Raw genomic sequence first — 12,286 nt, forward strand, 5'->3', positions numbered from 1 at the left:
GCTTTTCGCTTTTCGCTTTTCGCTTTTCGCTTTTCGCTTTTCGCTTTTCGCTTTTCGCTTTTCGCTTTTCGCTTTTCGCTTTTCGCTTTTCGCCCTTGCCCTTGCCCTTGTCTTTGCCTTCAACAGGCGAGCGGCATTTTGCACAGCCTGCTCTTTTTTGTTTTTGTAGTGTGGGTGTGAAGGAATAGAGGGAAAGTATCTCCTGGAAGAGCGGAGCGTTCGCCTTTGAAATCGTGGGATTACCATAGCCTAATTAATTCAGAATCCCACGATTTCAACAGCGACTGGAAGGAGATACTTTCCCGGCATTCCGAGCCACTCCCACACTCACCAAACAACAAAAAAACAGGCTGAGCAATTGCCCAGCCTGTTCCCCATTATCCTCCTGTACGAGCCAGCTCTTTCATGCTTTCTTCGAAAGCGGCGAGAAGCGCTTTGTCGTCCTTCAAGCCGGCATCTTCCGCTTTGCGGATATGCTCCAGCATTTTTTTGTAATCCTTCGGAATAACCTTCACGAATTTCGCGAGCGATCCTTCCCAATCGTTCAGGATGCGCGAGCCAACGGCAGAGCTTGTGTACTCCACATGGCGCTCAATCAGGCCGCGAAGCTCGGCAACATCTTCTTCGGTCTCCGGACGCTCAAGGAGAACCATCTCGATATTGCAGTTATTGAAGAAATCGCCTTGCTCATCGTACACGTATGCAACGCCGCCGGACATACCTGCCGCAAAGTTGCGGCCCGTGCCGCCAAGTACAACTACCCGGCCGCCCGTCATGTATTCACAGCCGTGATCGCCTACGCCCTCGACAACAACCTTCACGCCGGAGTTACGAACCGCGAAGCGTTCGCCTGCGATACCGCGGATGTAAACTTCGCCATCCGTTGCACCGTACAGCGCCGTGTTGCCGATAATAACGTTCTCTTCGGCTACAAACGTAGCTTTCGGAGACGGAGCAACGATAATTTTACCGCCGGAGAGGCCTTTGCCTACATAGTCATTGGAGTCGCCTTCGAGCGAGAGCGTAATGCCCTTCGGTACGAATGCGCCAAAGCTCTGGCCGGCAGAACCAACGAAGTGGTACGAGATTGTATCTTCAGGCAAGCCTTTCGCGCCGTAACGACGGGTTACTTCGCTGCCCAAAATTGTACCTACTACGCGGTTTGTGTTGTAGATCGGGAATGTGCCGCGAACGCGTTCGCCGCTTTCCAGAGCTGCTTGCGCGCCCGGAACGAGCTCCTGCATGTCGAGCGACAGCTCGAGGCCATGATTTTGCTCTTGTACGTTATGACGCGCTGCGTCTTGCGGTACGTCCGGCGTATGCAGCAGAAGGCTAAGATCGATGCCTTTTGCTTTGTAATGGTCAACCAGGTTCTTCGATTCGAGAATGTCGACGCGGCCGACCATCTCTTGAATCGTGCGGAAGCCTAGTTCAGCCATAATTTCGCGAAGCTCCTGCGCAATGAAGGTCAGGTAGTTCACGACATGGCTTGGATCGCCCATAAACTTCGCGCGAAGCTCAGGGTTTTGCGTTGCAACGCCAACCGGGCAAGTATCCAGCTGACATACGCGCATCATAACGCAGCCCAGTACAACAAGCGGTGCAGTCGAGAAGCCGTATTCTTCAGCGCCGAGAAGGATGGCGATCGCAACGTCGCGGCCGTTCATCATTTTACCGTCGGTTTCGATAACGACGCGGTCGCGCAGGTTGTTCAGCATCAGCGTTTGATGCGTCTCCGCAAGACCAAGCTCCCATGGCAGACCCGCATGGCGGATCGAGTTCATTGGAGATGCGCCAGTACCGCCGTCGTAACCGCTGACCATGATAACGTCAGCACGAGCTTTCGCAACGCCTGCAGCGATAGTGCCTACGCCAACCTCGGATACGAGCTTCACGTTGATGCGAGCGCGAGGGTTTGCGTTCTTCAGGTCATGAATCAGCTCGGCAAGGTCCTCGATCGAATAAATATCATGATGCGGCGGTGGCGAGATCAAGCCTACGCCCGGAGTGGAACCGCGAACTTCCGCAACCCAAGGATAAACCTTGCGTCCTGGAAGCTGGCCGCCTTCACCCGGTTTCGCGCCTTGCGCCATCTTGATTTGAATCTCGTCCGCGTTAACCAAGTAGTTGCTCGTTACGCCGAAACGGCCCGATGCAACCTGCTTGATCGCGCTGCGGCGGGAATCGCCGTTCGCATCCGGGATAAAGCGCGCAGGGTCTTCGCCGCCCTCGCCGGTATTGGATTTGCCGCCAATACGGTTCATCGCGATTGCGAGGCTCTCATGCGCTTCTTTACTGATGGAACCAAACGACATTGCGCCTGTTTTGAAACGTTTGAAGATCGATTCAACCGGTTCAACCTCTTCGATAGGTACCGATTGCCGTCCATCCTTGAACTGGAGCAGCGAGCGGAGCATCATATGCTTCTTGTCTTCGCCTTGAACCATGTTCGAGAACTTCTTGTACAGTTTATAGTCGTTCTTACGGGACGCCATTTGCAGCGTGTGAATCGTTTGCGGGCTGAACAAATGGTCTTCGCCGTCTTTACGCCATTGGTAGTCGCCGCCGGAGTCGAGTTCTTTCTCCCCGCCCTCTTGGTCGGCGTATGCTTTGTTATGAGGCTTCAGCGCTTCTTGAGCGATGATATCGAGACCGATACCGCCAATACGCGACGGAGTCCATGTGAAGTATTCGTTAATCAATTCTTCCTGCAGGCCAAGCGCTTCGAAGATCTGCGCGCCGCGGTACGATTGAATGGTCGAAATACCCATTTTGGACAGTACTTTTACTACGCCTTTTGTTGCCGCTTTGATGAAGTTCTTAACGGCCTTCTCATGCTTGATGTTGCTCAGCATGCCCTGGCGGATCATATCGTCAAGCGTCTCGAAAGCGAGATAAGGGTTAACTGCATTGACGCCGTAACCGAGAAGGAGAGCGAAATGATGCACTTCGCGCGGATCGCCGGATTCAAGCAGAATCGCTACCTTCGTTCTTGTGCCTTGACGGATCAGATGATGGTGCAGAGCCGCTACCGCAAGCAACGACGGGATCGCAGCGTTGTCTTTGTCAATACCTCGGTCGGACAAAATAAGAATATTATGGCCTTTATCAATAACGCGGTCGGCTGCATCGCACATCAGCTTCAGCGCTGCGCGCAGGCCTTTTTCGCCTTCGGCAGCCGGGAAGAAGATCGGAAGCGTAATCGACTTGAAGCCGGGACGGCGTACGTGGCGAAGCTTCGCAAATTCTTCGTTCGACAGGATTGGCGTATCCAGCTTGATATGGCGCGCGCTTTCCGGTTCCGGCTTCAGCAGGTTGCGCTCAGGTCCGATTGTCGTGCTTACCGATGTAACGATCTCTTCGCGGATCGCGTCGATCGGCGGGTTCGTCACTTGCGCGAACAGCTGCTTGAAGTAGTTGAACAAGCGCTGAGGGCGCTCGGACAATACGGCAAGCGGCGCGTCGTAACCCATGGAAGCGATCGGCTCCTGGCCGCTGCTCGCCATTGGCTCAAGCACTTTGCGAACGTCTTCGAACGTATAGCCGAATGCCTGCTGACGCTGCTGCACGGTAGCGTGATCCAGTTCAGGAAGCTCCGGCGCGTCCGGCAATGCTTCGAGATCAACGAGATGCTCGTCGAGCCATTCGCGGTAAGGCTGTTCAGCCGCGATTTGCGCTTTTACTTCCTCGTCGGAAATAATGCGGCCTTCTTTCGTATCTACAACGAGCATACGGCCCGGACGGAGACGGTCTTTGTACGCAATCTCTTCTGGAGCGATTTCGACAGTGCCGGCTTCGGAACCGAGGATGATATGATCGTCTTTCGTTACATAATAACGGGCTGGACGCAGGCCGTTACGGTCCAGGTAAGCGCAAATTTGCGTACCGTTCGTAATCGCCATTGCGGCAGGTCCGTCCCACGGCTCCATCAGAGTCGCGTGGTATTCATAGAATGCTTTTTTCTTGTCGTCCATGCTCTCATGGTTCGACCAAGGCTCCGGTACCATCATCATCGCAACATGCGGAAGGGAACGGCCGGACAAATGCAAGAACTCAAGCGCGTTATCGAACATCGCTGTATCGGAACCATCCGGGCTGATGACCGGTTTTACCTTCTCCATGTCTTCGCCGAACAGCTCGGTTTCGAACAAGGTCTGGCGGGCATGCATCCAGTTGATGTTGCCGCGCAGCGTATTGATCTCGCCGTTGTGGATCAGATAATGGAACGGATGCGCGCGCTCCCAGCTCGGGAAAGTGTTCGTACTGAAACGGGAGTGAACAAGTGCCATAGCCGACACGACTGCTTCGTCGTTCAGCTCCTGGTAGAACGAGCGTACCTGCTCGGTAGTCAACATCCCTTTGTAGACGATCTTCTTGCTCGAAAGGCTTGTGAAATAGAACATCTCTCCGCCTTCTTTGCCGCCGAAACGGATGGCGATCTCCGCGCGTTTGCGGATCACGTACAGCTTGCGCTCAAAGGACAATTCGTCCTGAATGCCCGGGTTCTTCGCTATAAACACTTGGCGAACGAACGGCTTCACCGACAAAGCGGATTGGCCAAGCTTCGAATCGTTCGTAGGAACCGTACGCCAGCCGATCAGCGATTGGCCCTCTTCGCGGATGATGCTCTCCAGTTCGCGCTCGAACGAGCTGCGGATGGCTTCATCATGGGGCATAAACAGCAGACCAACGGCATATTCTCCTTCTTGCGGAAGGTCAATCTCAATCTTTTTCAATTCACGTGCGAAGAAATCATGCGGGATTTGAATCAGGATACCTGCTCCATCCCCCGTGTTAGGTTCGCTGCCTTGACCGCCGCGGTGCTCCATGTTCTCGAGCAATGTCAGCGCCTGACGAATGACAGTATGCGATTTTCTTCCCTTGATGTTTGCTACAAATCCCATGCCGCATGCGTCTTTTTCATAGCGCGGATCGTATAGACCTTGTTTCGGCGGTAATCCAAAAATTTTCTCTTTCATCGTGTGCAACCTTTCTATCAGAAGATTTTTGGGCAAGCATAGCTCAATAACGGTATATCGAACGGCAGCAATCGAGGCGCATCGGCCTGTTGCTTGCCATTCTTACGAGCTTAAACGTGATGGCTTGATGGCATCTTATCCGCGGACACAAACTTTCCGAAGCTTTTAAAGGAAATCGTTCGTATCTGGTCGAAAATAATTAGCTGCATGAAGCTTTCGTTTAAGATTGACCATGTTCCGGGCCGTGTTCCGCCATTGCGGTTATTATATTATTTTAACATCAGGCCAAAAGGGAATCAATTTAATATTTTTATGAATGTGATAAAACTTTACTTTACAGCACATTGTTCGTGTTCTTATACTATGCCTAACATTTTATCAAAAGGAGGATGAACATTTGTATAGCAAATCAAGGAAAATCCAATCTGTTATTGTAGTGTTAGCTTTCATGATCTTGGCCGCATCGGCCTGGGGAGGGTCGCCGGCTAGGGCTGAATCGGGGGTGCCGGAGCCTTATCGGATCGTTGCTCTCGGCGATTCCTTAACTGCGGGTTACGAGCATGGTTATACCGAAAACTCCGTTCCTTACGGTTACGTCGAGCAGGTGTACGAGCAGTCGCTGTTCCACGGTCTCCGCGCGGAATACGTCAATTACGGGATACTTGGACTTAAAGCCGAAGGCTTGAACCGCCTGCTTCAGGCTGTTTCGGGCGGCCGTACCGTGAAGGCCGACGATATTCAAAAAGAGCTGCAGGACCCCCGCAAGGAAACGCTTGCCGCTCAAACCGCCCAAATGGCTAAATCCATACGTTCCGCCAGCTTGATCGTTCTAACGATCGGAGGAAACGACCTGCTTCCGGTGATGACGAAGCTGGATTCCGGAGCAACCGCCGAAGAAATTACCACCTACATCCAAACGATATTGGATCAATACGAAAAAGATCTCGAAGCTTCAATCCGAACGATAGCCGCCCTGAACCCCAAGGCGCAAATGGTCATGTCGGATCAATATTTGCCGGTTCCCGCGCCTTTGCAGTTCGGCTCCACGACAATCGAGCTGTATCCCGAAGCAAAGCGCAAGCTTCTGCTCGACGGAGTAACGAAGCTCCGCGGCAAGCTTGAATTGGTAAGCACCCGTCTTGCGGCCGACGGCATCAAGCTTCAGGTTGCGGATGTCAGCAGCTTGTTTGTCGGCCACGAGCTGGAGTACACCTCCATCGCGCAAGGCGACATTCATCCGAACCATCTCGGTTACGCGGCAATGGGACGCGCTTTCGCAACCGCGATCTGGGGCGATTACCGGACCGTCCGCCCGCGCCAGGCCAACGTTCAAATGTCCGTTGTTGTGGCCGGCAAGGAGCTTCCCGCTTCGGCAGCCCCGCCCGTTCTTCGCAGCAACCGCAGCTTTGTTGCGATGAGGGACATCACGGATGCTTTAGGCGCGAAGCTGACCTGGAATAACGCAACCCAAAGCGCAGCGGTTTCTTATAATAATCATACCGTTATCCTTACTATCGGTTCCGCATACGTAACGATCGACGGCAAGAAGGTCAAGCTGACAACGCCTCCCGCATTTTTGCTGAAGTCAGGAAAGGAATCGAAAACTTACCTTCCGCTCTCCGCCTTGTCCGAAGCACTCGGCCTTCAGGTCACTTATCGCGGCACCCTGCAAACCGCCTTTATAAACAAATAACCAAAAAGACCGCAAGGTCTCGATTTACCTACTATAGTAGAAGAAATTATTCTAGTTACTTATATTCCTTCCGCAATTCCTTCAACATTTCCAGCCCGCGCGCGGACCATCGCATCAGACGGTCCAGCGCGGCGATCTGGGCTGCAACCGCCTCCTGCAGCGAGGCATTGTAGTCCGGCACCTCCCCTTCAAACGGCTTCACATCGCGAAGCAGCACATTCGTTTTTTCCGTATAGCTCAATGCTCTGCGCTCATGAAACATCGCGACGTCCGGATTATAAGGATGATGCAGGTCTCCCTGCTCGGGATGCTTCAATACGGCCAGCACCTTAAAGACCGCGCGCGGCCCGTTTACTTCCACAATCTCGCCAATATATTGGCCGGACCTGACATCGGCTTTAACCAACGCTCCCGGAACGATAAAATCACGGTTTTCTTGCATATGTAATAATCCTCCTAAAATAAATTGATTAACCTGTTTTGCACATTCGAATGCTCGCTACTTATTTCCAATGTGCTATAATACCGCTTAGTACATCGATCGGCTTTTCTTCATCCAGCAGAAATTCACAATATCATATATGAATGTTTTCTTGCAAAGCAACCCGTGATTTTCCGATTGCAGCCGCGATGGCCGTCAGCTAGGACTATCGCCCCTGCAACTTCAATAGCAGGATGACTTGTTTTAAATCGAGCAGAGTCGTAATATGGAACTAGAAAAGTAGGTGACATTATGCGTAAGAAAAGAGTGCTCCTGCTCTCCGAAGGATTCGGATCAGGGCACACGCAAGCCGCGCATGCCTTGGCAGCAGGCCTGCGCCAGCTCAACCCGGATATACAGACCCGCGTGATGGAGCTGGGCAATTTTCTTAATCCCGTGCTAGGACCTTTAATTATTTCAGCCTATCGCAAAACGGTAAGCAGGCAGCCCAAGATGGTTGGCCTGATGTACCGCAGCAATTATAAAAAATCGTTAAACCGATTTATGCAGCTTGCGCTTCACCGTATGTTTTATACACATACTTCGCAGGTTATCGCCCAATTGAAGCCGGATCTCGTCATTTGTACTCATCCCGTTCCGAACGCGGTTGTCAGCCGCCTGAAGCGGCTTGGGCTGAACATAAAGCTATGCACCGTCATTACCGATTACGACGCGCATGGTTCATGGGTGAACCAGGAAGTGAACAAATTCCTTGTCTCCTCTTCCCTGGTAAAGGACAAGCTCATTAACCACAGCGTGCCGGAGAGCCGGATTGCCGTAACCGGCATCCCCGTCCATCCTCTTTTCTGGAAGAGCTACGACAAGGCCCAGATCAGGGAACAGTTCGGACTCAAGGCGCTTCCTACCGTCCTTATTATGGGCGGCGGCTGGGGTCTTATGTATGAAGACAGCCTGCTGGAATATATGACGGAGTGGCGCGAACGCGTTCAATTTATTTTTTGCGTAGGTAATAACGACAAGGTGAAAGAAAAAATGCTCGCGAATCCAAGGTTCCGGCATGATAACATCCGGGTCATCGGATTTACGAAAGAAGTCAGCAAGCTGATGGATGTCGCGGATGTTCTGGTAACCAAGCCAGGCGGGATGACCTGCACGGAAGGGATGAGCAAAGGCATTCCGATGCTGTTCTACGAGCCGATTCCCGGGCAGGAAGAACAAAACTGCGAATATTTCATCAAAAACGGCTTCGGCGAAATGCTGGAGACGACCGAAACGGTCGATAAATGGATGGCTGTCATTCAGCAGCCCGAAGCTTCGGCCAGCTACCGCCAGACCCTGATCCATAAAAGAAACGAAGAATACAATCCGCTTACTTGTCCTAAAGCCGTCTTGCAGCTGCTGCAATGACGGCTTTTTGCTTGTACGAAATCCTTCCCCGTTCGAATAGTACAAACCTTTTCCGGTTATTGTTATTATAGAGAAGGATACGTATATCGCAGTCGAATAGCAAAGGGAGAGGATTAAGATGAAGGAACGGAGCATGGACGGAAAAACAATCATTCTGCGTCTCGAGATCGATACCCAGCAGGCGTATTTCGGCAAAGCCGTCTCCGCGATTGAAGCGGCAGGCGGCGATATTGTAGCCATTGACGTCATTCAAACCGACAAGCAGGTCAGCATACGGGACTTGACGGTGAAAATTACGGAAGCCGGCGCAGCCGAGCGGCTGCAAGCCGCGCTTCAGAGCGTGCCGGGCATTCGCCTCCGGCATGTGTCCGACCGAACTTTTCTATTGCATCTTGGCGGTAAAATAACGATACAGCCCAAAACCCCCATCCAAAACCGGGATGATTTATCCCGCGTGTATACTCCGGATGTCGCGAGGGTGTGCCAAGCCATTGAGGCCGATCCGAAAAAGGCATTCACCCTCACCATCAAACGCAATACGGTTGCCGTCGTCTCCGACGGCAGCGCAGTGCTTGGCCTCGGCAATATCGGCCCTTATGCGGCAATGCCCGTTATGGAAGGCAAAGCGATGCTGTTCAAGCAGTTCGCGGACGTGGACGCCTTCCCAATCTGTCTCGATACTCAGGATACCGAGCAGATTATTGCGTCGATCAAGCATCTCGCCCCTGCCTTCGGCGGCATTAACCTGGAGGATATATCGGCGCCCCGCTGCTTCGAGATTGAACGCAGGCTTAGGGACGAGCTCGATATTCCGGTCTTCCATGACGATCAGCACGGAACGGCCGTCGTCCTGTACGCAGGGCTTCTGAACGCTCTTAAGCTGACGAAACGAAAAATCGAAGATACGCGGTTTGTCATTTGCGGAATCGGGGCTGCAGGAACGGCATGCACAAAAATGCTGCTAGCCGGCGGCGCCAAGCATATCGTAGGGGTTGACCGCGAAGGGATTCTGACGGCAGACAAAACCTACAGCCATCCGATGTGGCAATGGTATGCTCAGAATACCAATGAGGCAAGAATCAGCGGAGGGCTAACAGAAGCGCTTGCCAATGCCGATGTATTTATAGGGGTATCCGCCGGCGGCATCCTGACCCGGGAGCATATTCAATCGATGGCACCCGAGCCTATCGTGTTCGCCATGGCAAATCCCGAACCCGAGATTCGGCCGGAGCTGGCCGAAGATATCGTAGCTGTCATGGCTACGGGAAGAAGCGACTATCCGAACCAGATTAACAACGTCCTCTGTTTTCCCGGCATTTTCCGGGGGGCGCTGGACAGCCGCGCGGTCACGATCAATGAGCAGATGAAGCTTGCCGCAGCCGAAGCGATCGCCTCCGTCATCAACGAGGATGAGCTGAGCAGGTTCTATATTATTCCAAGCGTATTTAATGCAAGAGTGGTTGAAGAGGTTCGCAAAAGAGTGATCCAAGCTGCGCAGGACAGCGGAGCAGCCCGCAGAAGACCAAGAGAATAAACAAAGGAAATAACAAAATTTGTCTTAATCTCAATTGGGAGATTAAGACAAATTGTTGTGTATGCCTGTTCGTTTATACTATAATAACTAGGTTAATAGGTTAAGTTAATAGCTTAGAACCTAAGGAAGGATGTATAACGAATGGCTACGGCTTCACCAACCCTGCAGAAAAGGGACAATATTCCCCAGCTGCTACTCGTACGGGCAATGGCTATTATAGGCGTCCTGTCCGTCCATTCCACTTCGTTTGCCACCGTCGCTATGGTGGATTCGAACTACTTTTTTCTTTACAACTTCTTCAATATTTTCATGAAGATCGGAACGACAACCTTTATTTTCCTAAGCAGCTTTGTCCTCTTCTACAATTATTATACGCGGCCGTTGGACAAGCAGCTGCTCGGAAGCTTTTATAAGAAACGGTTGTTGTACATTATAATTCCGTATTTGGTCTTCTCTTTGTTTTATTTTACGGTGCTGCATTACCTTTATTATCCGGATCGGTCTCTATCAACGGAAATTCATAATTTTATCGATAAAGTACTTACCGGCAAGGCCTATACGCATTTATATTTCGTGTATATAAACATACAGTTCTATCTGATGTTTCCGTTGTTCCTGTGGCTGATGAAAAAATATCCGCGCACGATCAAATGGGCCATTCCCGCGGGGATTGCCATTCAATGGGCGTTCTTTATTATCAATAAACACGTGCTTCCAGACCCCGGCGTTCCTAACCGCGGCAGCTGGTCGTTCTCTTATTTCTCTTATTACTTGCTTGGCGCTGCTCTTGGGATTTATTATCCGAAAATCAAAGAATGGATTATTATGGCAAGGAAGCATGCAACTAACGCTCGCGTCGTAACGTGGGTTGCCTTGTGGGCACTGTGGATCGCGGCGGGCTTGGCCCATGTGTATTTGTATTACGAGACCAGGCTGCACCTGAAATCGTTCAACACTACATTGTTCGATCTGGTGTGGAATATTCATGGGGTGCTGACGGCGCTCGTTTTATTGCAACTTTCGTTTATATTGTCCAAAAAGCTGCCGCATGTCCTGACCAAGGTTATCGCAAGACTTGGCGCTTTATCGTTTGGCGTATACCTGATTCATCCATTCTTCCTGCTTCTCTACCGGGAACACCCGCTTCATACGGGTACGGCATGGCTGCTTCATCTTTGGTATCTCGGCGGCTTCGCGCTTGCCCTGACCGCATCCTGGTTCGTGGTTGGTTTCTTCGCCCGTTATGTTCCATTTAACTGGATCGCTTTCGGCAATCTGCCAAAGCCCAAAAAACGGCCTTCTCAGCCGGTTATGCCGGAAAGACAGCTGGACGCGTAATACATCCGTAGGAGGAATAAGTTGTGAGAATGAAAGTGATTGCTGCACTCCTCGTCATCGCCATTGCGATCACTTGGCCGGTGTCCAAATACCAGCTTGAGGCTTCCGCCAACAAACCAGCGCATTACAAGAACAAAGTTATCGTCCTTATGTATCATCATATCGATGAGAAAGAAAGCGGAGCGACGATCTCGCCCAGCCGATTCGGCACGCATATGAAGCTTCTGAAGGAGAACGGCTACAATGTCATCAGCATTGAGCAGTTCGAGGATTTCATGCAGCACAAAGCGAAAGTACCGGATAACGCCGTTGTTATTACCTTTGACGACGGGTACGAAAGCTTTGACCAATATGCGGTTCCCATTTTGAAAAAATATAATTTCCCGGCTACACACTTCGTTATCGGCTCGAGCAGCGACCATCAGAATGTGCACACGAAGCATCTGACTTGGGATACGATGCGCAAGCTAAAAGGCGAAGGCTTCAGCTTCTATAGCCATACTTATAACCAGCATGACTATGCCCCTCTTGATAAAAAGGGCAAGAAAAAGGGCCCTATGCTAAGCAATCCGATTTACCTTCCGGACAAAGGGCGCGTGGAGACGAAGAAGGAATACATGGCGCGCGTTGAAGCGGATGCCCAGCTGATGGAAAAAAGGCTGAAGGAAGAGCTGAATAATACGCGTCAGATGCTCGCTTTCCCGTATGGCGCTTTTAGCCCGACGGCTAAACAGCTTGAGAAAAATGCAGGCGTTACCTTATTCTTCACCGTGCATCCCGGCATAAACAGACCGGGGTCAGACGAAGCATTCCGACTGAACGCCGGAACTCCGACACTCTCGGGCAACAAATTCCTCGAGATGCTGAAGAAATACGGATAACTGATTAGGAAT

The 12,286-nt window shown here is 51.5% G+C and carries 8 protein-coding genes; 6 read left to right on the forward strand and 2 right to left on the reverse strand.

All coding sequences use genetic code 11. The features are described 5' to 3' along the window. A partial coding sequence (locus PGL01S_RS31105; protein WP_218032358.1) for a hypothetical protein occupies nt 1–188 on the forward strand: 188 nt, incomplete at its 5' end. Between the two features lie 189 nt (nt 189–377). On the opposite strand, the gene gltB is transcribed toward PGL01S_RS31105, so the two are convergent. Continuing rightward, nucleotides 378–4,979 carry a glutamate synthase large subunit gene (gene gltB, locus PGL01S_RS03765; RefSeq protein ID WP_127491562.1) on the reverse strand — a complete coding sequence of 1,534 codons (4,602 nt, stop codon included), beginning with the start codon at nt 4,977–4,979 and terminating at the stop codon, nt 378–380. A 397-nt stretch (nt 4,980–5,376) separates the two neighbouring features. Here gltB and PGL01S_RS03770 point away from each other — a divergent pair, with 397 nt between their 5' ends. Next, nucleotides 5,377–6,672 (forward strand): stalk domain-containing protein, encoded by a 1,296-nt coding sequence (locus PGL01S_RS03770; RefSeq protein WP_127491564.1) that lies wholly within the window; start codon nt 5,377–5,379, stop codon nt 6,670–6,672. A 55-nt stretch (nt 6,673–6,727) separates the two neighbouring features. Here the strand turns inward: PGL01S_RS03770 and kapB are convergent, their stop codons facing one another. Further along, nucleotides 6,728–7,114, reverse strand: coding sequence for a kinase-associated lipoprotein KapB (kapB, locus tag PGL01S_RS03775; protein ID WP_127491566.1), 387 nt, complete (start codon nt 7,112–7,114; stop codon nt 6,728–6,730). 291 nt (nt 7,115–7,405) lie between these two features. On the opposite strand from kapB, the gene PGL01S_RS03780 reads away from it, so the two are divergent. The 4 genes from PGL01S_RS03780 to PGL01S_RS03795 all read left to right on the forward strand — a co-directional run bounded on the left by PGL01S_RS03780 (nt 7,406) and on the right by PGL01S_RS03795 (nt 12,274). After that, nucleotides 7,406–8,521, forward strand: coding sequence for an MGDG synthase family glycosyltransferase (locus PGL01S_RS03780; protein ID WP_127491568.1), 1,116 nt, complete (start codon nt 7,406–7,408; stop codon nt 8,519–8,521). 118 nt (nt 8,522–8,639) lie between these two features. Further along, on the forward strand, nt 8,640–10,055 hold the full coding sequence (locus tag PGL01S_RS03785; protein ID WP_127491570.1) for an NAD-dependent malic enzyme: 1,416 nt from the start codon (nt 8,640–8,642) through the stop codon (nt 10,053–10,055). A 141-nt stretch (nt 10,056–10,196) separates the two neighbouring features. Further along, nucleotides 10,197–11,393 carry an acyltransferase gene (locus tag PGL01S_RS03790; RefSeq protein WP_127491572.1) on the forward strand — a complete coding sequence of 399 codons (1,197 nt, stop codon included), beginning with the start codon at nt 10,197–10,199 and terminating at the stop codon, nt 11,391–11,393. 29 nt (nt 11,394–11,422) lie between these two features. After that, nucleotides 11,423–12,274, forward strand: coding sequence for a polysaccharide deacetylase family protein (locus PGL01S_RS03795; RefSeq protein WP_244935508.1), 852 nt, complete (start codon nt 11,423–11,425; stop codon nt 12,272–12,274). Nucleotides 12,275–12,286 lie beyond the last annotated feature (12 nt).

The organism is Paenibacillus glycanilyticus NBRC 16618 (assembly GCF_004000805.1).
Lineage (GTDB): Bacteria > Bacillota > Bacilli > Paenibacillales > Paenibacillaceae > Pristimantibacillus > Pristimantibacillus glycanilyticus.